Here is a 22,643-nt window from a genome sequence, read left to right as displayed (position 1 = left end):
CGCCATGCCTCACGCCGTCGTGCGCGCAGAGACCTGCTCGACGGGATACCGTTCAAGCAGAGCCGCGAGCACAGTTACGCCGGCAGCGCCGATGGGCACAAACAGGCGCAGCTTCCAGGATACGATCTCCGAGAGGAGGCCAATGGCTTTGAGACGGGAAACCGCAAGGTCGCTGAACCCTGAAAGCTCGATGCGCCAGTCGCCCATCGATCGCACCCGCAGGAGCTTCTGTCGCTCGGCCAGATGCAGGACGGTTTCACCGGAGAGCAGAAAAGTCATTGCCTCATTGGGATCGAGCTTGGGCCGTTCGGTTTCGCCGGCAAAGTTTGCCGCCCATGCAGGCGACACCCGGCGACCAATGATGCGTTCGCCTTCGTCGGTCTGCAGCCGGAACACCCGGGCCGATTCCTCTGGAAGCAGCTTCCAGATGGGCAGCAGCAGGCCTGCGACCATATGCAGCGTCGAGGTTTCGAACGCCGGCAGTGCTGCAAGCTCTTCGGCCCAGGCGGTCGCGAATGCTCCCCGCTCCGCAGTTTCCCAGCCACTTGCAGTGAGGGTGTCGAGAGCGACCGTGCTGTCACCCACTGGCCAAACCAGACGCGCCCGCGCCGTGACCTTGCCGTCGTCGTCGATCAGGCTGCGGGCACCGCGCTGGAGGGCGGCGCGACCCGTTCGGCCGTGCACGAGCATGCGCGCGCCCTTCTCTTCGACGAGCGCCAGGGCATCCTCGAGTCCGAGCGGAGACAACCTGTCCTGCCGCTTGATCGTCACAAGCTGTGTTTCAGCGGCGGTGCCCGGATGCGCGTGGATGGTCTGCCTGCCTGTGACCGTGAAGCTTTCGGCGGTCAGCGTTTCGAGCCCGAGTTCGTAGGTGCCGCTTGCGACTGCGCCCTCGATACGGGCCAGCAGCAGGCCTTCAAAGGCCTCGAACAAAATATCCTGCATGGCGATGGAAAGCGCGAGCATGCGATTAAGGAATGTTGAAATTCCAGGCAGTTCATCGCGCAAGCTGCCATCTTCATTGAGCAAGGCGAGGCCTGTCGCCTGCTCGAAAACAGCGAGCGAGCACCCCTCGATCTTGCCTTGGACGACGAGCCGATAAAGGCTGCGCAGTGCGTCACGGGCGTAGACGGATTCCAGATTGTCGCTGGCCCTGAACATGTTCTGCCCGCCGGTCTGGCGCTGGCCGCGCGTGATCGCTCCCAGCGTGTCGAGGCGGCGCGCGATCGTCGAGATGAAGCGCTTCTGCGCCTTCACGTCGGTCGAGACTGGCCTGAACAGCGGTGGCTGTTTCTGGTTGGTGCGATTGGTTCGCCCGAACCCCTGAATGGCGGCATCGGCCTTCCAGCCCGCTTCGAGGAGGTAGTGGATGCGCCGCCGCTGATTGCGGCAACCAAGATCGGCATGATAGCTGCGCCCCGTTCCGCCTGCTTCGCTGAAGACGAGGATGCGCTTGGCATCATCCATGAACGCGTGGGTTTCGGAAAGATTGGCCGAGGCAGGCCGGTTCTCGACGGCAAAGCGCAGGCTGCCGTCTTCGCGGCGCCGGGGAACGATGCGGCGCGAACGGCCCGTCACTTCGGCAACGGCATCCGGCCCGAAATGCTGGACGATCTGGTCGAGGGCTCCGGGCACCGGCGGCAGCGCGGCAAGGTGCTCGATCATTTTATCGCGTCGTCGCGCTGCCTCGCGATTGACGACGGGATTGCCCGCCTCGTCACGGACCGGCCGCGAGGACAGGTTTCCTTCGCTGTCGGTGAAGGGTTCGAACAGCTGGACGGGAAAGCCGTGTCGCAAATAGTCGAGCACATATTCACGGGGCGTGATGTCGACGCTGACATCGTGCCATTCATCGGTCGGGACTTCGGCAAGCCTGCGCTCCTGCAGCGCTTCACCGGTCGACACGATCTGCACGACTGCCGCATCGCCGGCTTCCAGGTCGCGCTCGATGCTCGCCAGCACGCTGGGCGTCTGCATGGCCGTGATCAGGTGATTGAAGAAGCGCTGCTTGGCCTGTTCGAAGGCCGAACGCGCCGCAGACTTTGCCTGGGCGTTGAGCGTGCCATGCGTGGCGCTGGTGATGCCGGAGGCTTCCATCGCGGCATCGAGGTTGTTGTGAATGATCTGGAACGCCGCGGCATAAGCATCGTAGATGCGACGCTGCTCGGCGGTCAGCACATGCTCGAGCATTGCATATTCGACGCCATCGAATGACAGCGAGCGCGCAGCGTAAAGTCCGAGCGCCTTGAGGTCGCGTGCCAGCACTTCCATGGCCGCCACACCGCCGTTCTCGATCGCCGCCACGAACTCGGCGCGCGTCGCAAATGGAAAGTCGCCGGAAGCCCAAAGTCCCAGGCGCTGCGCATAAGCGAGGTTCTGGACGGTCGTGGCGCCAGTCGCCGAGACATAGACGATGCGCGCGTCGGGTAAGGCATGCTGCAGGCGTAGGCCCGCCCTCCCCTGCTGCGATGGTGCGACATCGCCACGCTCGCCCCTGCCACCCGCCGCATTGGCCATCGCATGGGCTTCGTCGAAAACAATAACACCGTCGAAGTCCGACCCTAGCCAGTCGACGATCTGCTCGACGCGGGACTTCTTGCCGCCTCGCTCACACGACCGCAGCGTGGCGTAGGTCGCAAAGAGGATGGCTTCATTAAGCGGGATGGACGTGCCCTGACGGAAACGCGACAGCGGCGTCACGTAGAGCCGCTCCTGGCCCAGGGCGGCCCAGTCCCGTTGCGCATCCTCGAGCAGACGCTCTGAGACAGAGAGCCAGACGGCCTTGCGACGGCCCTTGAGCCAATTGTCGAGGATGATGCCGGCGACCTGACGGCCCTTGCCCGCTCCGGTCCCGTCGCCCAGGAACCAACCGCGCCGGAACCGGACGGCGGCTTTGCAATCGTCGGGGGCCGCCGTCAGCTGATCCCATGTCGCATCGACGCTCCATGCACCGGCGAGATGCCCGTCATGCGCTTCACCGGCATAGATGATGGACTCCAGTTGCGCATCGGACAGGACGCCATCCTCGACCAACGCGGGCGGCAGATGCGGGCGATAGCTTGGTTTGGGCGGCGCAACCGACGCCATTGCGGCAGATTGGACGAGCGGCGTCGGATGCGGCCTGGCGCCAACGATCCGTACCGATTGGGGCGCATAGGGTTCATAGAGCGCATCGCAGAGCCGACCCTCGGGCGGCGTCCAGTCGGTGACGTCGAATTCGAGCTCTGCAACTCCCACAGCAACTTCGTCTGGCCTGGGCTGCGAGGGCACGACAGCCAATGCCGCTACGCTGTGCCTTGCCTGGTCCGGGCTATTGCGCTCATCGCGCAGCACATAGGCCGAGCCGTTTCCGGAAACGCAAGCTGTCGGCGCCCGTGGCGGCACATCTGCGCACACCCAGTCGAGCAGCGTCGGCACATCGGGTGCGGTGCCTTGCGAGGCGGCGAAGCGCCCGGGCTCGGCGGCCGGAACCTTGTCGAACACGGTAAGCCGGGTCTCGATGGTCGTGCCGTGGCGCGCATAGACCTTGCCGGCAATAGCGGCGGTGAAGACCAGACGGGCCTCCCCCTGCAGGCTGGTGAAGGTTTCGCGCCAGACGGGATTGTCCGGCGAGCATGAAGCGCCGGTAATCGCGACCAGCCGCCCGCCAGGCAAAAGACGCGCCAGAGCCGAACGGATATGCCGGATGGCGGCATCCTTCATGGTCCGTTCGACGTGCGCGAGGGCCGAGAACGGCGGATTCATGAGGACGACGCTCGGGCGAACCGAAGCGGGAAGCCAGTCATCAATCGCGGCAGCGTCATGACGCGAGATTGATGCCTGTGTAAACAGTTCCCGCAGAAGCTCGGCCCGGACCTCTCCCAGCTCGTTGAGCACGAGACCGCGGCAGCTGCGCTCGGCATGGATGGCGAGCATGCCGGTTCCCGCCGAAGGTTCAAGCACGACGTCCTCGGCTCGGATGGCACCGGCATAGGCCGCAACCAGCGCGAACCCGGGCGGGGTCGAAAACTGCTGGAGCGCCTGTCCACTTTCCGACCGGCGCGTGTGCGTCGGAAGAAGCTTGGCCACGCGCTCGACCAGCGTCAGCTGTTCCATGGCAGGTCGCGATCCGATTGCGCCGGCATATTTGCGCAGGAACAGGACCATGGCGCACTCGCAGGCGTCATAAGCAGTCTTCCAGTCCCAATATCCTTCCGCATCGGTCCCGCCAAAGGCCTCCGTCATCGCGCTGCGCAGCGCGCGTGCATCGAGGACGACTCCGGCTTCGAGCTGCGGGAGCAGGCGCTGGGCGGCACGGTTGATGGTGCGTGCGATTGCAACTTGGGATACAGGTCGGGACGCGCTTGCGGCGCGCGTCGCCGCATGGGCAGGCAGATGGGTCATGGCAGGAACTCCGGGAGAGCAGGGAATGTTCGGCTCGCCGGACGCTCCCTCTGTCCCGGCCAGGCCTACCCCCTGACCCGCCCCTCTCCTCTCCTGCGCTGATGGGCGAACGCCACTGTCCCCCGCTCGGGGCGCTCAGCCTCAGCGGACCGAGTGGCAGCCGTGACAGCCTGACGCGCCTGCCGTGGATTAATTGCGTCGATTTTCCCGGTTGCCGTACCCCTTCGCAGGCGAAAACCCTCGCCGCGCAAGGTATCGATCACGAATTGCGGGCGCAGATGCTTGCGAATTCCGCAGATGATCACATGCAATTGGCGCTCCGAGGGCCAGTGGTCGCTGGTGCGAGCCGCACTGATGAGCGCCATGTGCGGCACGGCCCTGCCCATATTCACGAACAGGGCCGCCAGAACCTGCCGGCCCTGCGGTCCGATCCGTCCGCCACATAGCCAGCGCAGCTCAGCGGCAGCAGCGGCGGCACGACTGATCGTGCGGTCTGACTCGACCTGACGGTTGGCCATCCATGTCTGGCGGCGCACCAGCGCTGCCATGCGCGCTGCGCCTTCTTCCGGCGATACGTCAAGGTGCAGCACATCGTCTGCCCCGCGGCGCAACAGAAGCGCCCGGTCCTCAGCCGAACAGTGGGACATGAAAGGGACGACGATCTTGCTCGCGAACACGTCGCGCACGGTACGCAGGATCGGCAACAGCTTCGCGCGGTCGTCGCCGCTGAGGAGTAGAAGCTCGAACGTCTGCTCGGCCTGCGCCAGATAGCGGACCTCGCCGGCCCTGAAGCGAAAGGTCTGCTCGAAGGGAATGCAGCGATCCAGCCACTGCCGGCGGCCAGCCAGGCCACGGTCTGGAATCTCGAGGAGCCGCGCCACACCGGTAAGCCGTACCTTCAGCGTCGAGGCTTCTTCGAGCAACTTTGGACGCCTGTCGAACCGCTGTGCAATCTGGTGGAGATCCCGGACATGTACGGCGTTCATCGATAACGGCATAGCGATCAGCTTTCGTACCCGACCTTGTCGCAGGGCATGCAAGGGCGCTCGCCGCGCAGATCATGGACAGAAAAGGCAACGGGCTTTGCCCATGTGGTTGGACCGCGACTTTGCCAGCCCGCATGAGTCCATGACGAGAACCCCCGTGGTCGCCATTTGCGCGCACGGGGGGTCTTTACTTTCTTCAGCCGAGGCGCTTGCTGCGAAGCGCTGCACGGATCTGCGGGTAACTGCCGCGCAGCGTCCGATCGGCCGAAGCGTTTTCGCGGTCCGAGAACAGGTCAGGAAACGCTGCTTCGACCTTGGCCCATTCGACATCCTCCTCATACCAGCCATTCTCGACGCGCAGAAGCGGGTCGATCTGCGCCAGGCGCGCGCGCGAAAGCTTGAAACCCCCATGGCTCGCGGTAGCGTGGAAAACGATGCCTTCGGCGTAAACCGTGGCCTGCTGCGTGGCGCCCCACGGCGTCCGGCACGAAGTCGTCAGCCTCGGACGCGACAGCCTGCTCAGCTGACGCTGGTGATGGGCGACATCTTCGACATGCGCACGAAATGCGGTGTCGTCGGCGACGATGCCTTCGCTTGCGAGTGCATCGCCAGCACGCCATTGGTCGAGCGGCTTGGCGAGCTGCCAGGCCGTCGCCAGGCGCAGCCCGCCGTAGACTGGAACCGCGATGCAGGCAATGTCGCCGATCCGTGCGGCGAGCAGACCGTCGGCGGTCCGTCCGTAAATTGCGATTACCTCCGGCATGGGCCGCTCCCGTTCGGAACGGCTTGCGGATTGGATCCGACGATCTCGATCCTCGCCTGCGCATAGCGATTAGCTTCAAGCCATCGCTCGGCGGCTGCGCGATCGGATGCGATGTGCAGCAATTCGTCACGACCGGAGGCTGTCGCGAGCACATGGGCGTCTCCGGGCCGAGAATATTCGTCGACTTCAAACTCGAGCCGACTGTCGACGGAATAGGTGCGCCGGACGACCATGACGATCGAGCCCTCGCTGCCATAATTGCCGAGATGCAGAGTGAAAGAGGCCGGATGGCGAAAAGAAGCGCTGTCACGCGCCGGTTCACGTGCCACCAGTCGGCCGACCCCATTGTCATTGTTCCAAGCCTTCAGTTTGCGGGAGAAGCGAGCCGGCGGCCGGGGCTCGCCGTTCGAATATCGGACAAGGCTGCCGAGCGGCACGGCATCAAAAATCGATTGCGCGTTCATGATCAGTGATCCTCAAAAGGAGGAAAGCCCAGTCACACGGACCGGGCTTTCCAAAGCGTTCAGACAAGGGGCGTGCGCCTATTCGGCGGCGATCGCGTAATGGTCGCAATCGGCCTCCCCGGATGGCAGCATCGGCCCTTCGAGGAATGCAGGCAGAGCGTCGATCCCATCGCCATCCGTGAAGGCCTCGCTTCCTCCAGGCGTCCTCATCGGCTCGGGGAGCCAGGCCGCCTCTTCCAGAAGCCGTTCGGCCTCGCGTGCCATGTCGGGCTTCTTGAGATGGGCAATCATCTCTGCGAACTGCGACCCGCGCGCATCGCACACGTCGGCAAGGATCCTTGGCTTGGTGACGCTCTGGAAATAGCCGGTGACGGTCGGCCGCCAGCCCGCTGCCACAAGATCGAGCCCGACGGTTCGTGCCAGAACATGGCTGTGCTCGAGACGCCGTTCGATGCTGTGACGCGACACCCGCCCATTGTCGTACTTGGGGACGACTTCGGCCTGCGCGTTGAGTACGAGCGAAGCGCAATGGGCGAAGAGTGCAGACTGTTCGGCATTGTCGAAGCGCAGCAAGGCGTCCCAAAGATCGTGATCCGATTGCGGGAGCCGAGCCTTCCACTGCGCGTGACGCGCCGAGATCGCCCGGGCCGGGCCGCTATCCTTGAGATCGGTGGGCGCAAACGCGAACGACGCCCGGTTGGCCGTGAGCTGCAGGCAAGTTTCCCGGCTCGACGGATAGAAGGCGTCAAGCACAAAGGCGTGCAGCACCGCGACGAATGCCGTTGCGGGGTCGCGCGCGAGCGCATCCTGCAAGGCCAGCGTCCGCCAAGCGGTAAGCTCGGCGACAAGCCGGTCGGGAAGCGGTTTGACCACTTCGTCCTCGACCTCGGCTTCCGGCTCATTCGCGCCACCGGCCATCGCAGTCTCGCCTGGGTCGGACGACATGCCATAAACGCTGGTTTCGCCCCCGCAGCACTCGGTATCGGCGGTTTCCTCGACCTCGACCGTCGGCTCATCCTCCGGCTTCACGTAGCCGCGCTCTATAATCAGCGAACCGTCGGTAGCGATGGACAGGAACGCGCCCGCGCGGGAGAGCTCTTCGGGAGCGAAGGTCTGCGGGCGATCCACAAGCAGCCCCAGTTCCCGGTCAAGAGCATCGAGCTTCGTACTGATCTCTTCGGGCAGGCACGGTACATCGGCCCATTCGCTTTCCAGCGCTTCAGCCTCGGCCTGCAGCGTCTGCATCCGTGCCTCTTCCTCGCTGCTCATCGGGACAGTGGTCCCGGCAAGTTCACGAAGCCCCGCAGCAGCATTCCAGGGCATGTCGACCGCCGTCGCCACCCACTTCCAGCCTTCGGCACGGATGCGATCGGCTTCGGCATCGAGCCGGGCTGCGACGAGCGTATCGAGAAGCGCCGGGTTGGTGAGCCAGCCACCATCGTCATCCTCAAAGAGGTCGCGCATGACTCCTCCGCCCGCTTTCACATAGGCATCAAGCGTCACAAACCGAACCCGCTTATCGGCCACGCGCACGCTGTTCTCGGTCAGTCGCGCCCGGATATAGCCAGCGGACTTGTTGAAGCTGTGGCCGAGCAATTCCCAGACCTGCTCCTGCCGCGCATGGTCGTCGCTGACCGAAAAGGCCATCAACTGTTCAAGCGTCATGCCGTCTTCGGCATAGACCTCGTGCAGTTTGGGCGAGACCGACGCGAGCTTGAGACGCTGCCGCACCACGGCCGGCGTGGTCATAAAATGCGCGGCAATGGCTTCCACATCGGCCCCCTTGTCGACCATTGCCTGCATGGCGCGAAACTGGTCGAGCGGATGGAGCTGTTCGCGAAACGTATTCTCGGCGAGGCTGTCCTCCTCTGCCGATACCTCATCGGATGCGGCCCGGACCACGCAAGGCACCGGCGCGTCCTTCACCAGCCGCTTCTGCTTGACCAGCAGCTCGAGCGCGCGGAACCGGCGGCCGCCCGCAGGCACTTCGAACATGCCGGTTTCCTGATTGTCCGCATCGAGGATCGGTCGCACGTTGAGGCTCTGCAGCAGCGTGCGACGGGCAATGTCCTCGGCCAGTTCTCCAATCGTCACGCCAGCCTTGACCCGGCGCACATTGGCCTGTGACAGGATCAGCCGGTCGAGCGGGATGTCGCGGGAGGGGCTGAGGGTAATCTTCTGAACGGCTTTTGCCATGATCTATACTCCGCGACGGGCAGCCGAAAGACCCTCTCTCGGCCCTTTGCCCGTCACGAAGCCCCGGCACTCCTCTCACTCTGCGCCCGGTGATCCGGCACGCCGCGATGTCGGATCACCGGGCGTCGCCCCATTCCCCCCAAACCAGCCCGCGCCGTCACGCCGCCTGCCAGACCAGAAAAATGCCCAGCCAAAGCACAAGCGATGCGCAGAGCGCGGCCACGAAGCCCTGTCCCTGCGGCCAGCGACGCTCACGGTGCCGTAATTGCGCGTCGAGGACCCGCAGCGCTTCGGGCTCAGCCGCAACGAACGCCGCGTGGATCCAGTCGCGCACGCGGCGGATGTGCGTTTGGACAGCAAGTCGCGAAATCATGGTGATACTCCCGACAGACCGCCGGAAGCCTCTCTCCCGGGCCTGCGCCTGTCGCGGAAGCCCCCCGCCTCCCTCTCACTCTTTCCATCAGACACCGACTGCCGCTAACCGCCACCGGGGTCGGAATTGCAGCCCGGGCTCTCGTGCTCCCGCCCCGCATCCGGCCGGTCGCAGCCTTGGGAGACGATCACGAAGCTTTCTGCAGATGGCTCAACCGTCAGGCGCGGCAGGGCAACGAAGTTGAGGCAGAGAAAGTCTGGCGCTGTCGCCGCGAAGCAAGCAATCGCGCCTGGCCTGAGCAACACATGATCGCAACGCCCGAGCGGTCGACGGACTGGCCGTCCCCGACCTGTTGTGCACCATGCCTCAGATGCGGCAACAGCCTCATGCGCCGGCTTTTGCCAACGACGACAGAAGCGACAACTGTTGCAGCCTGCTGCCTCGGACTCATGACGGCTGCCGCGGCTCACGAGATTTCTCCGGTCGCAGCATCCCCGCTCTGGAAGGCAAGCATATGATCGGCGGCACGCGAAGCAGCGCTGGCGGTCCGCAGAATTGCACGATTGTCCTGCCGAAGGATCGCGAGCCAGGAGCCGATATAATCACTGTGGCGAACCGTTGGCCGAATGCCGAGCGCTGCGCAGACGAAGGCTCCTGCCATCTCCGCGACCAGCTCCTCCCGGCCATATTCGGGCGACCCGAAGGAGCCGGACTGATCCCGCGCAAGGCGAGAGGAGTGACCGCTCCAATGGGCCAGTTCGTGAAAGGCGGTCCGGTGCCAGTTGACCGGCTCGAAGAATGCCTCGGGTCTGGGGACCTGAACATAGTCGTGCAGCGGGCTGTAGAAGGCGCTCGTACCGCCGATACGAAAATCAGCCTTGGTTGCCCGAATTAAGGCATCGGCGGCCGGAAGGATGAGCTCGGGATCAACCGGACGTGGCGGGACCGCCACATGCGGGGGCAACCCCTCGCATTGCTCAGTAGAAAAGACAGTAAAATGGCGCAGAAAGGGGATTGCAGGCCGGGCCTCGCGGCCTTCGTGAACGGCGCTCAGTCTCTCGTCCCGGGTTGCGATTTTCCGGGTGTAGACAATGTCAGTCCCGCATTCGCCGCGACGAACGCTTCCTCCAAGCTCCCTGGCCTGGCGGAAAGTCACGAAGCCGTGTCCGGCAAAGCCGCGCTCGGCAATGGCGCTCCAGAGGCTCAGGACATTGATCCCGCTGTACCGCCGACCGCTGACGGCGTTGAACGGCATCCCCACCGGAGCAGAACTGTTCGCCCAGGGCCGGACCCACGGAACGCGTCCTGCCTCCAGTTCGGACAGTATTCCTTCGGTGATTTCGGCATAGATATTGCGGCGCTCGCGTGAGCCTTGCCGTGCAGTTCGATTGTCCATCGCGCGTCCTTTCGCGACGGGCGGGAGTCACTCTCTCTCCCTTCATCCCGTCACGGCTGCACGAAGCTGGCCTCTCGCACTTGGGGCGTTGCGGGGTGGAACCCCGCTGAAGGGGTAGCCCGGGACGCATAGCGGCACGGGCTCAGGGGAAGGCCTTCCCCAAGAGGGCCTGCTCGCCTCCCTCAAGACGCCGGCCCATTTTCGTTGTCCAAAGGCATTGTCGCTCGCGATGTTGCGAAACCCTATGCGCGCCGCGGGGACGCCGCTAAGTCAATGCTCAGGTAAAAACGATGCAACAGGTAAGGCATGCGAATATCCCTGGTGAACGCGGCCTCGACGGCGCGCATACTTTCAGCGCTCATCCAAAAGCATGACAGTATCTCGATTGCGGTGGCTTGGGGTGGCATCACCGATGTCGCAGACACGCTCCTTGCCCATTCCGAGAAGTTCGAGTCCCTTCTCCTAGGTGTGGACTTCTCTGCAACCGAGACCGCGCTTGTCGATCGCCTAGTTGGTGTTCCCAATGCCTATGTCGCGAAGAGCCGTCCGGGCTGCTTTCATCCCAAGATTTTCTACTTTGAGACGGGGAGTGAAGCTGAGGCGATCGTCGGCAGTGCCAACTTCACCAAGGGCGGCCTGGGTGCTAACTTCGAGGCCGGCGTCCATGCGAAGGGAGCGACCGACAATCCTTTCTTCGTGCAAGTCCGCAGCCAGATCAAAACCTACGCACCGCTCCGCCTGACCATCACGCGAGAACTGGCCGAGAGCTACAAGCGCCAGGCAAAAGCGGCTGCAGGTAAGCCGAGGCCAAAGAGCCCGATCCTGCCGGACAGTCGCAAAGAGTGGGCGCGGGTCAACGCGCCGCTCGCGACGATGGAATGGCCTGAATTCGTGAAGCGTGCCCGTCGCGACGAGTATCATGACTTTATGGAGCGCATGAAGCTCGTGCGGGCCATTCAACATATCTTCTCGCGCACCTCCTCCTTTGCAGAGGTCACGGCTGCCGAGGCCAAGGGCATCGCCGGCGTGCTCGGCAAGCATGAGGCCGAGACCGAGGGGCTGGCCAATCTCAACTGGGGCTGGTTCGGCTCAATGGGCGGTGCCGGCACATTTGCCGAATTGATCGGTCTGGAGGACAGCGCACTTGCCGCAGCGCTCGATGTCATCCCGCCCCGCGATGAAGTGACCGAGGCCCAGTTCAACGCTTTTGTCGCTGCGTTCACGGCCGCCTTCTCGAAATCATCGCGCGTGGCGCGGCTGGCACCGGCCACCCGGTTGCTTGCCATGAAGCGGCCGGATGTCTTCGTCTGCGTCAACGGTGGCAACACTCCAGGCCTCGCGAATGCACTCTCTTTCGCGCCGACGACGATCAAACTCGAAAACTATTGGCGCCGCGTCATAGAGCCCATCAGGCAGGCGCCTTGGTACACGGTCGATCGGGCTGCCGGGCGCGACACCGAGCTCTGGGACGCGCGCGTCGCCATGCTCGACGCCATCTATTACCGACCGACCAACTGATGGGCAGCGTTCCTGAAGTGAAGAGCGGGCTGGTGCGCTGGATAGGCAGTGTTGTTGATCTGAGCCTTGCCGACCAGCACGAAATTGCCGAGCTCGTCAAAGCAGGCGGTGCCATCCAGGCCAGCGTCGAGGCCATCCTCCCGAGACTCCGTCAGACAAAAATGTTGGCCTTGCTGCGCGAAGAGGAAGGGGGGCGCATCGTCGGCGTCGGTGCTCTCAAGACCCCACTGCCGCATTATCGCAAAGGTCGGTTCACGAACGCGGGTGCATCGCTCGTCGGCTTCGAAGGAGCGCCCGAGCTTGGATATGTCGTCGTCCATAGCGCTCGACGCGGCCAGATGCTCTCCGGCGATCTCGTCGAGGCGATTGCTGGGGCGATCAATGAACCTGCTTTCGCCACGACCGATAGCAACACCATGCGTAACAACCTTGCACGGTCGGGCTTTAGAAGGGTCGGGACAGACTGGCAGGGCAGCAAGGGCGACCTATCGTTGTGGGTCATTGATCCGGGCAGCAGCCCATCCTTGTAATTCTCCGGAAAATCTGCACTTTCTGGACAATAGAGTCGCGATGACCCATTCTATCAGTACCGTTGAGGTCTCGAAGTCGTTCGGCCGATTCAGCCGCCAAATACTCGAAGCACCGCTCGCCGTCACGCAGCATGACCATGTCAGCCTGGTCCATATATCGCACGCTGGATATCGGCGTCTCCAGAACCGCGATCGCGAGATCATCACCTTCCGAGACGTTACCCATGACGATCGCGCCGCCGCCGCGCACGCATCGTCCGAAGTCTCCAAGTTTGATGACGAAACCCGGGGTAACTGATGCCCCTCCCCTACCGGCCGCGTAATCTGTTACGCGTTTCTCTCGAATTCAGGCCAAGCCCGTCTTCGAAGACGGCAGCAAAGACAGGTCCTCCCGAACACGCAAGCGTCTGACGACAGCTTCAACGGCCCTTGATTCAGTCATACTGCTCCACAGACAGCATCTGCAAAAGAAACCTGCTATCTGGGTTGACTTCACTGCGCATCGTAGGGTCGACATCGGCATCTTCTGCGAACAGGACGATACACTTACCTTGGGTATTGCTGGCGCTACGATAAAGAATGCCACCGATCGGGCTCCCCTTCCGATCTTTCATATATGCCCGGAAATACTCCGTTACGATCTGAGTCGGGACATAATCGATGTGGACGCGCTCGTCCTTCTCAATCCTTTTCCGAAAATCGTTTAGGAACTGGTGCATGAACAAGGCCCAATCGTACAGATGTGCGCGCCTGCTATCGAATATGCTAACAGTGGGCGAAGAAGTGATGTCCAACACTTTGGCTGCTCGTGTCAGAGCGAAGCGCCCCATAGCATGGCGTGCTGATGGCTTCTTAAGGGTCTCCGCACGAGCAGTCTTTTGCTCTTCGGCCCCATAAAACATGGGAATTCCAGCCGGGCTCATCCGGTTTTGCGCCGCGAACTGACGAGGCGCCGGCCCAAGCTCACGCGGCTCGGCGAAATTTTCGCCGGGTTTCTTCTCGCGGCAACGGTAGAACTCCGTCCCCTGCGGCAACTTCCGGATCATCCTCTCCTTCCTGCAGCGAGCGGAGATGAATTCCAAGAGTTCTTCGGGCGAAATATCCTCCTCATTCGCTCCCGCCGGCCTGCCTGCAAAAAAGTAGCGGCGTCGGTGCTTTACGAGTTCAACGAAGTCTTGCCACCCGTACGAGTAAACTGTTCCCCGTCAGCACCAATGGCACAGATTTGAGGTTGTGATTTAAGGAGTGTTGGGGCTTCGTCGTAGTGACGAAGGAACGAAGATGAAGCCCCAACACTCCTTAAAAAAATCGCCGATGAAGGCCCCTGCCGAGCGGGTGGTGAAGGACATCCGGCGGCAGACCCGTCGGCACTTCTCGGCCGAAGACAAGATCAGGATCGTGCTGGATGGCCTGCGCGGCGAGGACAGCATTGCCGAGCTGTGCCGCAAGGAAGGCATCGCCCAAAGCCTGTATTACACCTGGTCGAAGGAGTTCATGGAAGCGGGCAAGCGTCGCCTGGCTGGCGACACTGCCCGTGCCGCAACCACCGGCGAGGTGCAGGACCTGCGCCGCGAAGCCCGTGCCCTGAAGGAATGCGTTGCCGACCTGACGCTCGAAAACCGTCTGCTCAAAAAAAGTATGATCGCGGATGGGGGCGACGACGAATGAGGTATCCAGCATCGGAGAAGCTCGAGATCATCCGGATCGTCGAGCAATCGCACCTACCAGCCAAGCACACGTTGGACGAGCTCGGCATTGCCCGTCGGACCTTCTACCGCTGGTACGACCGGTTCCTCGAAGGCGGCCCGGAGGCGCTGGAGGATCGGCCATCGACACCGAGCCGGGTGTGGAACCGGATCCCGCCTGACATCCATGATCAGATCATCGAGCTGGCGCTGGGGCAGTCCGAGCTAAGCCCCCGGGAACTGGCGGTGCGTTTTACCGATGAGAGGCGCTACTTCGTGTCGGAAGCCACGGTTTACCGTCTGTTGAAGGCCCACGATCTGATCACCAGCCCGGCCTATGTCGTGATCAAGGCCGCCGATCAGTTCCACACCAAGACCACGCGGGTAAACGAGATGTGGCAGACTGATTTTACCTACTGTGCGCCTCGTCCCGGATGGTCCGGGGTGCATATGACTGGAATGCAAAGGAGAAAGGAGGAACTGAACGAATGCCTTGCCCTCTGCTGTGAGGGGGCATGAGCCCAAGCGGCGGTGACCTGCCGTCAACTGGCAGGGTGACGTAGCCCGCAGGTAAAGGGGATTGAGGCGAAGCCGTTACGCCGAGATGGTCCCCGAGGCTGTAGCGCTGGAAGGTTGAGGAACACGAACCGGTTAATCCGCATCCGAGGGCTGAAATGTCGCCTTCGCCTACACGGCTTAACAGGCGGAATGCTGATGATGGCGCCGGAGACGTATGTCGGCGACATCCGAATGTGGCCGGAAATGTAGCCCGTCCGCATGGAGCCATGGAGAGAATGCAGCCAGGCCATGGCATCGGCATCGACTTGCGGGACGCAAGGACAAGGACTGCGACCGGCAGCCTCCCCAGCGCGCGAAAGTCCAGCATATGAACGAGGGAAGGCATGATGGAATGCCAAGGGAGTTGGCCCCGATGTCCACCGTGCTGGCGGAGTCCCCGTAGTAGTCCGCGACAGGGAAAGCCTGTCACATGGCGAAGGGGGACAGTTCAATCAGCTTGAAGTGCAAACTACCTGACCAAACGAGGTGAAGACCTTTGATAATCAGCGAAATGCAGCACAAGCTCGCGACGTGGGCCGAGAGCGACCAGAACCGCAAGTTCGATCGCCTTCTCCGGCTCATTGCCGATCGGGCGTGGCTTGCCGAGGCGGCTCGGATCGTGCTGGCGTCGAGTGGCGCCAATACGCCGGGCATCGACGGAATGGACAAGCGACGGATGCAGGCCGTACTGGCAGAACAGCTGGCCAGTCTGCGAACGGACTTGCTGACGGGGAGTTATCACCCGCAGCCGGTCAGGCGAATCTATATCCCGAAAGCCAATGGCAAGAAACGACCACTTGGTATCCCGACCCTGAAAGACCGCATCGTCCAGCGCGCGATGCTGATGGCCATGGAGCCGATCTGGGAAAGCGACTTCCATCGCCTCTCCTACGGCTTCAGGCCGGAACGCAGCGTGCATCACGCTGTCCGGACCGTGAAGATACAGTTGCAGGATAGTGGTGCCGGAGCGCGGGGCCGCTGGATCATCGAAGGTGATCTGGCGAGCTACTTCGATACGGTCCACCACCGGCTTCTGCTTCGCTGCGTTCGGCGGCGAATCCGGGATGATCGGTTTGTTGATCTGCTCTGGCGATTCCTGAAGGCGGGCCACGTCGACCGTGGCCTGTTCGTCGCCTCAAGCGAAGGTGTACCGCAAGGCGGCGTGCTGTCGCCGCTCCTGTCCAACATCATGCTCCATGAGTTTGATGCGTGGCTGGAGGCGAAATACCTGAGCGACAAGGCGCGAAAGGATCGCTGGGCATGGAACTTCGGCATCCAGCAGGGGCGCCCCATCACGGTTCGCGAGAACCGGCAATGGAAACCTGCTGTCGCCTACTGCCGTTACGCCGATGACTTCGTTGTCATCGTCAAGGGCACCAAGGCACATGCCGAGGCCATCCGCGAGGAATGCCGGGCCTTTCTGGAAGACGACCTGAAGCTGACGTTGAATATGGACAAGAGCCATATCACCCACGTCGACGACGGGTTCGTGTTCCTCGGGCACCGGATTATCCGCAGGCGGGGATCGAGCGGACGCATGTCCGTGGTCTCAACGATACCCAAGGAGAAGGCCAAGACCTTCGCTCGCCGATTGGTCGAGGCTCTCTCCGGCAATCATGAGGTTGCCGCGGTGGACATGATCGACGGTCTGAACCGCCAGCTGGCGGGATGGGCTGCGTTCTACAGGTTCACCGACTTCACGGCGCGCACATTCCGGCGCATCGACACCGTCGTGTTCTGGAAAATGGCGCACTGGTTGGCGCAGAAGTACCGGTCCCGTATCAAGCCTTTGATGCGTAAATGGTACCGCATGCCGGAAACCGGCCAATCGAAGACGTGGCTGGTCTACGGTCGAAGCAATCAGGGCAATGCCGTCGGCAAGGCGCTGCGACGACTGGTCACAAGCCAGAAGATGCAGTTCCGGTGGCGGAATCCGGAGCGAAATCCCTACATCTATCGGGACGAGCTCCGAAACACCGTCACCTCCCGCTATCGTGATGTCGCCATGGCCTTGGACCAAGGTTGAATAGAGAGCCGTATGCGCTGAAAGGTGCACGTACGGTTCGGGGAGGGGAAGCGCTTATGCGCTTCCTACTCCACTCAAGATCATCGGGTGGGGCTGGATGTACCTGTCGACCGTGCTCGACGACTTCTCGCGCTACATTATCGCCTGGAAACTGTGCACCAACATGCGCGCCGAGGATGTGACCGACACGCTCGACCTGGCCCTTGGCGCATCGGGCTGCGACAGCGCCACGGTGCTGCACAAGCCCAGGCTGTTGTCGGATAATGGCCCCAGCTACATCGCCGGCGAATTGGCTGAATACATTGAGGCCCGGAAGATGAGCCACGTGCGCGGTGCCCCGATGCACCCGCAAACCCAGGGCAAGATCGAGCGCTGGCACCAAACCCTGAAAAACCGCATCCTGCTGGAAAACTACTTTTTGCCCGGCGACCTCGAAGCCCAAATCGAGGCCTTCGTCGAGTACTACAACCACCAGCGTTACCACGAGAGCCTGAACAACGTGACGCCCGCCGATGCCTACTTCGGCAGGGCTCCAGCCATCATCAAACAGCGCGAAAGGATCAAGCGACAGACCATCGAACATCGGCGCTTGCAACACCGCAAGCTCGCCGCCTAACATCAACCCCCAGACGAGGTCCGCACTCCGCTAATTTACGCCGCGAGTTGTGCCGAATGTTCTGACGACGGACAACCACCGCAAGTGCGAGTGACAGGAAATCCCAGGCCCGAGGCGCCGCGTGTAAGCGTGCGCGCTGGATGTGCCTCATCGCTGCCTGACCGGCGCTCCCACGTGGCGAATGGCTTCCAACCGTTGCCCCCGCTTGGCCATACAGAACAACGTTCAAGGCGCCGTCCTCCGCGAAGGCGTAATCGTCGGGTGCGCAAACGAGCCTCATTCCGCATATCCTTCGAATACGTCGAACGTCTCGCGCAGCGCATCGCGGACTACCGCGCTGACCCTTCCCGCAGTAAACGCCTTCCCGCCTTCGCGCAGTTTGCGAAATGCGGCCGCCACGGTTTCCTTCACATAGTCTCGCGCCTGTTTAAGTCGGGCGAGACCTGTCGTCACGTTGGGCGCCTTTTCGCGGATGCTCTGGCCGACATCGAGATCGAAGCGTCGGAACACATCGTGCGCCGTGAATCGCTCGATCGTGAATTCCCGTTGCTCGGGCGTCAGACCAAGCAGGTCAGCGTTGGGAAAGCGGGTTAGCAGCTCCGCCAGCGCATCGCGGATCGCCGCGCGGGATGCTTCGGCGTCCTGGGTTCCATCGACGGGGCGGACCGCCTCGACGACCGCATCCATGATCTCATCGACGGACCGTCCAGCGAGAAGCGCGGGGTCAAGTGGGCTCCCGGGTTCAATAGGCTGGCCCGCCGCTAACGCGTCAAGGGCGCTTCCGAGAGCTCCAGCGGTAGCCGCTGTGCTGCCCATCCGCCGCGCCGCCGTCCGGGAGCCGCCATAACCATCACGTGCGTAACGGCCAAAGCCGGTCCGCAATTTTCCAGTGTCGCCGGAGCTGGCAAAATCGCCCAGGCTGCGCCGCACACCTAGCCATCGCCGATCGGGTGCCAAGGGAACGGCAGGAGGTGTCGGCACCTTCGCGGCATCACCCTCACCATCTGTATCATCTTGAGCGGTCGCATCATCTCCTTGGGGAGCCTCTGGCGGCGGATTGTCCACCCAGCTCGGAACCATCGGGACCCCAGAACCCGGCCCTTTGCTAGACTGAGATGTTCCCATCATTCCCCCGCTTCTTGATTGCGTTCTTCACCGGGCGACTAACATCGCCTGACTCCCACGCCTGGAAGACCCCTTTCGCCCAAGGCTGGTCTGCAAGTTTGGGCACAATATTTGGCTGGATCTGGGCGGCAGGCCTTTCTCGCAGGAAAGCCGCCAACCGGGCACTTTGGACTGGATCGGCATCGGCCAAGGCGAGGCAGGCCTCCAGAATCGGTGGGACCCCCCAATCCTGTTCCTGGCGTGCACGATCGAGAAGGCGGTCCATCATGACAGTGGTTTCAGCGCGCGCCATTCTGACCAGCCGGTCCTTTAGCGAAGCTGCCATATCCGGATGTTCGAGCAAAGCGGTCAGCAGTTCGGCAGCCTCCGACGACAGTCGATCCTCGGGCGTGATGAGTGGTGCATGTTCGCGTCCGACGTAGAGTGCGCCGCGCAGATCCAGGTCGGAAAGCGCCGGCGGCAAGGTAAGCCATTCCAGAACGAATGGATCTGCCCAGGGTGCCTCGAGCTTGAGGTCCGCTCCCGCGACTGCCTTTGTTTCCCATTCGGCCATGAAAGAGGGCTTGCCAGATTCGCTGGCGCTGACCGCTGCGATCAGCTCGCCATAGGCTTTGGGGTCACCCAGGCGCTCGAACAACAGGAGCTTCGCCAAGACTGCCTCGTCGACGCCAACCCCCTGCGCCTTGGAGATTGTCATGCGAATCGCAAGCGCGTTCAGAAACCGTTTGATGAGCCGCGGGTTGCCGGAAATTCCTGTGGCACCGGTCATCAGCGGTGCGAGCCGATCGGCAGTGTCAAGCTTGCCTACAAGGTCATCTGGGAACTGGTCATGAAGGGATTGGACGAAAGCACGATCAACGCGTTTACCTTGCCACGTTTGGCGAAGCTGGCCGCAGACTCCCGCCCGAATTGCCTCTTTGACCTCTTCGGACAGCTCGCTGTTCTCGACGAAAAGCAGCATCATATAGGCGCGTACTTCTTGCGTCCCCAGCGCCGGGACCCGGATAGGTACCTGGATCAGCTTGTCGAAATAATTGGTAGCGAGGAGATCGTCGCTTACGCCCTCGAAGTGTTTGCGCACTGCGAATTTGATCATGTCCGTATCAGCAGCGATCACGAAGGCCGTGTTCTTCAAAAAGAGGAAGAGGCGGATCGCTTCTAGGGTTGAGATGGTCGTTTCTGGAAGGCAACGATCAAGATCGTCGATCAATACGACCAAGGTTACGCCAAGTTCCTCGAGTGTATCTTCGAACGCGGCGCGTAGCGCCTGAATTTCCTTGGGTGGGGATGTGTCCGCCTTATCACCCAGCAATCCTCCCGCCGCCTTGGCGGCTTCCCCTGCGGTCTTCTGCGCGTCCCCGATCAGTTTCTGGTCAGCGCGACCGGTAAATGCCCGCTCGGCAATCGACCATACCTCGCCAACCAAGCCGATCGGTGGCAATCCAAAAGCAAGGGCAGCCGCCGAACCACCGACGAGTTTCGCCGCGCGTAGCCATTTGACGCGCTTGAGCAGGTCCTTGGCTTTGTCGATTCCGGTTTCGCGCTTCTTTGCTTCTTCCTCAAGCTTGCTGGCAATGACGTCCATTAAGGCCGCTCGTGCGTCGTCATAACCCTGATAGAGCCATGCATTGAACTCGACGAAGACAAACTCACGTTCGCCATCTTGGTGTTCGCGAGCTGAAAGCGATGCTTCGGTCAATTTTATCATCGAAGACTTACCGACGCCCCAAGCGCCGGAGACACCGATGGAAATCGGACGTCCGCGCGCCTGCACGATGATTTCTGCTACCGTGTCTGCGACACCGGAGAAGTTCAGGAAATCGCGGGTCGTCTCATTGTCAGCCCACACAAGCGGCTCCGTTTCAAATCATTCCAAAAGCTACCTGTGTTAGGTGAAAGGAACAAGTGAAGAACCGCAGGCGCAAACACTTCTCAAATGGTTGTTCTCCACAGGAATAAAATGACCGCATGCTTTCATTCCCAGGCAACGGTCACTTTCGATCATCCTCACACAGAATAACTCTACAGGGCTTTTAATCATCCGAACGGTCACGCCTGCATGCGTTCCGGAAATCAGGATGCGATGGGCGCTCTCTTTTTGAGCCGCCTGCGGCCTTCCACAATCTCGCGCGGCGACGTGCAGTGGCCAGCGAAAGATCCATAAGATGCGCGACCGCGAGCGGTGACTTGCCCATGTCGAAGAGAAGGTAGCATGTCTCAACGCCGCGTGGGGTCAGGCGCTGCCTGTTGCCGTAGCGATTCTCCGGCCAGCGCGGATCAAACAGCCCGGTGAGATCGCTACCCTCGAGTGACATCTCCGCGTTGAGCTGGGCAATGTTGTCACGCCGTTGTTGCATCAGGGGCATTATGCGGCGTTCGAGGGCTTTTAGGTCCGCGTTTAGCACGCGCTCGGTGCTCTCGAAGAACATGCCGCGCAGGTCGATTTCGAGGACATAATGATGTGCTGCCATGCGCTCCGACAGCAGAGTGCGCGCAGCGCGCAACTGGTCGAGCGCCTTATAATCGTGTGCCTGTCGGTCGGGGTAATAGTCGAGCCATTCCCGGACGGTCCGATCGGTGGTGAGGTCGGCAGTCACATGGTCGAGGTGATGGGCGATGCTGTTGCGCCGACCGATCAGACCGACCATGTGTTTCCGCTCGTCGTCCGTCAGAACACCGTCCTGCACGAGTTGGCCGAAGGCGTGCTTCTGCTTCTTGCCTTCTTGGGACGGTCCCTCGCCACCAGATGGCTGCGCCGCGTTATGTCCGCGCCAACGCATCTGCGCGGCAACGCCATTGATGACGTCGCGCTTCAGCTCTTCAGCATAATAGAGGATCAGCATCATCTGAAGCGCGCGGTGGCGAATGAGGCATCGTTCGAGCTCGGGGGCTCGCGATCCCATCGGATCGGTATAGTGCCGCTTGCGCCCGACGTCCTGCGATTGACCCTCGCTGCGCGCGCCCATCGTCACTTCTTCGGCCCAAAATTTGCGGCAAAATAGTCGATCACTTCGGCTGCCTGGGTGCCACGGCGAAACTGTTTCTGTTCCGCGAAATCGACGCTTGGGATCAAGTGAATGAATTGATCCTCGGCATAGAGCGGCATCAGTTTCTCCGGGTCCAAGCCGTCAGCGCGCAGACCTGCCATGACGTTCGCCGCCTCCAGCGCCGCGCCGATCATGACATCGGCCAATTGGACGGCCGGGCTTGCCTTGGAATCGACCTGGACGACCTCGGTCAGTTTGAGCGGGAATTTGAAGCTGGCGATTTCGGATTGGCGAAGCTCGATCTCGCCTGTGTGGTCAATGAACCGGCACAGGAGATCGTGATAGGTCGCGAGGTTCTTCGACTGATCGTGTTCGACGCGATAGGGGCCGGCGCTCATCACCTCCATGCGGGTGATGAGCGATTGCAGGACAACCAGAGCCGCGTCGGTGGTCACGCCTTCGGTCGCGATCGCCGACAGACATTCCGGGGCGGCATATTGGGCGAGCGGGCCGATGGCCTCGGGAAGCTCGCGCCACTTGGTCTTTCGCGCCGCTCGAACCAGATCCTTGAGGGCGGCGGGCGTCTTTTCCTTCACTGCGCGCTGGAACGCGGCGAGCATCGCTTCGAATTCGGGCTTGCCGAGCAGCGTCGGACCTGCCGTCGCCAGCAGCGAGGCCATGCCGTAATTCTGACCGTCCTCGTAGAAATTGCAGCCCCGCTCATAATACCATGGTTCGACGGCATAGTCGCAGAACATGAGGATCAGCAGGAACCGCTTGTCGCAGACATAGGTCACGGATTTATGCGCGTGCAGCAGTTCGGCCAGGAGCGCGAGCAGGCGTGGATGGTTTCCGGGACGGCGCGAAAGCGCACGATATTTCAGTTCGCCTGCCTGCGATCGGGGGAAAAATTCCTTGATCAGCCGTGCGGCCTCTTCATCCTCGATCGCAATGGCGGCTGCACCCTGGAACCGCTGGTCGCGGTTCAGGAGATCGAAGCCGGTGTAGCCGCTCTCGTCGATCCGGAAGCATTCCAT

Annotated in this window: 16 protein-coding genes and 2 pseudogenes; 6 read left to right on the top strand and 12 right to left on the bottom strand. The window is 62.0% G+C overall.

From position 1 onward, the window contains the following. Nucleotides 1-9 precede the first annotated feature (9 nt). The 7 genes from LUA85_RS07125 to LUA85_RS07095 all read right to left on the bottom strand — a co-directional run bounded on the left by LUA85_RS07125 (nucleotide 10) and on the right by LUA85_RS07095 (nucleotide 10,561). A complete protein-coding gene (locus LUA85_RS07125; RefSeq protein ID WP_231468234.1) occupies nucleotides 10-4,383 on the bottom strand; it encodes a strawberry notch-like NTP hydrolase domain-containing protein in 4,374 nt (1,457 codons plus the stop codon). A gap of 65 nt (nucleotides 4,384-4,448) precedes the next feature. Then, the gene (locus LUA85_RS07120; RefSeq protein ID WP_231468232.1) at nucleotides 4,449-5,369 is read right to left on the bottom strand and encodes a winged helix-turn-helix domain-containing protein; all 921 of its coding nucleotides are present in this window, start codon (nucleotides 5,367-5,369) and stop codon (nucleotides 4,449-4,451) included. Between the two features lie 196 nt (nucleotides 5,370-5,565). Continuing rightward, the gene (locus tag LUA85_RS07115; RefSeq protein ID WP_231468230.1) at nucleotides 5,566-6,132 is read right to left on the bottom strand and encodes a hypothetical protein; all 567 of its coding nucleotides are present in this window, start codon (nucleotides 6,130-6,132) and stop codon (nucleotides 5,566-5,568) included. Then, the gene (locus tag LUA85_RS07110; RefSeq protein ID WP_231468228.1) at nucleotides 6,120-6,596 is read right to left on the bottom strand and encodes a hypothetical protein; all 477 of its coding nucleotides are present in this window, start codon (nucleotides 6,594-6,596) and stop codon (nucleotides 6,120-6,122) included. The genes LUA85_RS07115 and LUA85_RS07110 overlap by 13 nt, the downstream gene beginning before the upstream one ends. A 78-nt stretch (nucleotides 6,597-6,674) precedes the next feature. Further along, nucleotides 6,675-8,792 carry a ParB/RepB/Spo0J family partition protein gene (locus LUA85_RS07105; RefSeq protein WP_231468226.1) on the bottom strand — a complete coding sequence of 706 codons (2,118 nt, stop codon included), beginning with the start codon at nucleotides 8,790-8,792 and terminating at the stop codon, nucleotides 6,675-6,677. 157 nt (nucleotides 8,793-8,949) lie between these two features. Further along, complete coding sequence (locus LUA85_RS07100; protein ID WP_231468224.1) at nucleotides 8,950-9,126, bottom strand: hypothetical protein; 177 nt, start codon at nucleotides 9,124-9,126, stop codon at nucleotides 8,950-8,952. Between the two features lie 505 nt (nucleotides 9,127-9,631). Next, the gene (locus tag LUA85_RS07095; RefSeq protein ID WP_231468222.1) at nucleotides 9,632-10,561 is read right to left on the bottom strand and encodes an ArdC family protein; all 930 of its coding nucleotides are present in this window, start codon (nucleotides 10,559-10,561) and stop codon (nucleotides 9,632-9,634) included. 306 nt (nucleotides 10,562-10,867) lie between these two features. Here LUA85_RS07095 and LUA85_RS07090 point away from each other — a divergent pair, with 306 nt between their 5' ends. Genes LUA85_RS07090 through LUA85_RS07080 form a run of 3 tightly spaced genes read left to right on the top strand, consistent with a single transcriptional unit; the run spans nucleotide 10,868 to nucleotide 12,907 of the window. Next, nucleotides 10,868-12,079: a phospholipase D family protein gene (locus LUA85_RS07090; RefSeq protein WP_231468220.1), complete on the top strand. Its 1,212-nt coding sequence runs from the start codon at nucleotides 10,868-10,870 to the stop codon at nucleotides 12,077-12,079. After that, nucleotides 12,079-12,609, top strand: coding sequence for a hypothetical protein (locus tag LUA85_RS07085; protein ID WP_231468218.1), 531 nt, complete (start codon nucleotides 12,079-12,081; stop codon nucleotides 12,607-12,609). The genes LUA85_RS07090 and LUA85_RS07085 overlap by 1 nt, the downstream gene beginning before the upstream one ends. A 40-nt stretch (nucleotides 12,610-12,649) precedes the next feature. Further along, the gene (locus LUA85_RS07080; protein WP_231468216.1) at nucleotides 12,650-12,907 is read left to right on the top strand and encodes a hypothetical protein; all 258 of its coding nucleotides are present in this window, start codon (nucleotides 12,650-12,652) and stop codon (nucleotides 12,905-12,907) included. Nucleotides 12,908-13,043: 136 nt separating this feature from the next. Here LUA85_RS07080 and LUA85_RS07075 read toward each other — a convergent pair whose 3' ends face one another. Further along, nucleotides 13,044-13,655 (bottom strand): RES family NAD+ phosphorylase, encoded by a 612-nt coding sequence (locus tag LUA85_RS07075; RefSeq protein WP_231468214.1) that lies wholly within the window; start codon nucleotides 13,653-13,655, stop codon nucleotides 13,044-13,046. Nucleotides 13,656-13,890: 235 nt separating this feature from the next. Here LUA85_RS07075 and LUA85_RS07070 point away from each other — a divergent pair. From LUA85_RS07070 to LUA85_RS07060, 3 genes and pseudogenes are all read left to right on the top strand, one after another. Further along, nucleotides 13,891-14,711: pseudogene (locus tag LUA85_RS07070) on the top strand (helix-turn-helix domain-containing protein); the annotation flags it as partial. 637 nt (nucleotides 14,712-15,348) lie between these two features. Next, nucleotides 15,349-16,878, top strand: coding sequence for a group II intron reverse transcriptase/maturase (gene ltrA, locus LUA85_RS07065; protein WP_008828485.1), 1,530 nt, complete (start codon nucleotides 15,349-15,351; stop codon nucleotides 16,876-16,878). A 67-nt stretch (nucleotides 16,879-16,945) separates the two neighbouring features. Then, a pseudogene (locus LUA85_RS07060) lies at nucleotides 16,946-17,494 on the top strand (transposase); the annotation flags it as partial. A gap of 276 nt (nucleotides 17,495-17,770) precedes the next feature. Here the strand turns inward: LUA85_RS07060 and qatB are convergent. The 4 genes from qatB to LUA85_RS07040 form a co-directional block, all read right to left on the bottom strand. Further along, the gene (gene qatB / locus LUA85_RS21655; RefSeq protein WP_305799986.1) at nucleotides 17,771-18,574 is read right to left on the bottom strand and encodes a Qat anti-phage system associated protein QatB; all 804 of its coding nucleotides are present in this window, start codon (nucleotides 18,572-18,574) and stop codon (nucleotides 17,771-17,773) included. A 25-nt stretch (nucleotides 18,575-18,599) separates the two neighbouring features. Then, nucleotides 18,600-20,468: a P-loop NTPase fold protein gene (locus LUA85_RS07050; protein WP_231468210.1), complete on the bottom strand. Its 1,869-nt coding sequence runs from the start codon at nucleotides 20,466-20,468 to the stop codon at nucleotides 18,600-18,602. A gap of 184 nt (nucleotides 20,469-20,652) precedes the next feature. Then, entirely contained in the window at nucleotides 20,653-21,465 is an 813-nt protein-coding gene (locus tag LUA85_RS07045; RefSeq protein ID WP_231468208.1) for a hypothetical protein, read from the bottom strand. 122 nt (nucleotides 21,466-21,587) lie between these two features. Further along, nucleotides 21,588-22,643 carry a DUF3800 domain-containing protein gene (locus LUA85_RS07040; RefSeq protein ID WP_231468206.1) on the bottom strand — a complete coding sequence of 352 codons (1,056 nt, stop codon included), beginning with the start codon at nucleotides 22,641-22,643 and terminating at the stop codon, nucleotides 21,588-21,590.

The sequence above is a fragment of the Novosphingobium sp. CECT 9465 genome, from assembly GCF_920987055.1.
GTDB lineage: Bacteria > Pseudomonadota > Alphaproteobacteria > Sphingomonadales > Sphingomonadaceae > Novosphingobium.
Note: the sequence above shows the minus strand (reverse complement) of the source record. Positions and strands in the feature narration are given on the sequence as shown.

Bases quoted from the DNA above. Each gene is read 5' to 3' on its own strand.
- LUA85_RS07125 (WP_231468234.1), bottom strand. From the start codon at position 4,383: ATGACCCATCTGCCTGCCCATGCGGCGACGCGCGCCGCAAGCGCGTCC.
- LUA85_RS07120 (WP_231468232.1), bottom strand. From the start codon at position 5,369: ATGAACGCCGTACATGTCCGGGATCTCCACCAGATTGCACAGCGGTTC.
- LUA85_RS07115 (WP_231468230.1), bottom strand. From the start codon at position 6,132: ATGCCGGAGGTAATCGCAATTTACGGACGGACCGCCGACGGTCTGCTC.
- LUA85_RS07110 (WP_231468228.1), bottom strand. From the start codon at position 6,596: ATGAACGCGCAATCGATTTTTGATGCCGTGCCGCTCGGCAGCCTTGTC.
- LUA85_RS07105 (WP_231468226.1), bottom strand. From the start codon at position 8,792: ATGGCAAAAGCCGTTCAGAAGATTACCCTCAGCCCCTCCCGCGACATC.
- LUA85_RS07095 (WP_231468222.1), bottom strand. From the start codon at position 10,561: ATGGACAATCGAACTGCACGGCAAGGCTCACGCGAGCGCCGCAATATC.
- LUA85_RS07090 (WP_231468220.1), top strand. From the start codon at position 10,868: ATGCGAATATCCCTGGTGAACGCGGCCTCGACGGCGCGCATACTTTCA.
- LUA85_RS07085 (WP_231468218.1), top strand. From the start codon at position 12,079: ATGGGCAGCGTTCCTGAAGTGAAGAGCGGGCTGGTGCGCTGGATAGGC.
- LUA85_RS07080 (WP_231468216.1), top strand. From the start codon at position 12,650: ATGACCCATTCTATCAGTACCGTTGAGGTCTCGAAGTCGTTCGGCCGA.
- LUA85_RS07075 (WP_231468214.1), bottom strand. From the start codon at position 13,655: ATGATCCGGAAGTTGCCGCAGGGGACGGAGTTCTACCGTTGCCGCGAG.
- qatB (WP_305799986.1), bottom strand. From the start codon at position 18,574: ATGGTTCCGAGCTGGGTGGACAATCCGCCGCCAGAGGCTCCCCAAGGA.
- LUA85_RS07045 (WP_231468208.1), bottom strand. From the start codon at position 21,465: ATGATGCTGATCCTCTATTATGCTGAAGAGCTGAAGCGCGACGTCATC.
- LUA85_RS07040 (WP_231468206.1), bottom strand. From the start codon at position 22,643: ATGGAATGCTTCCGGATCGACGAGAGCGGCTACACCGGCTTCGATCTC.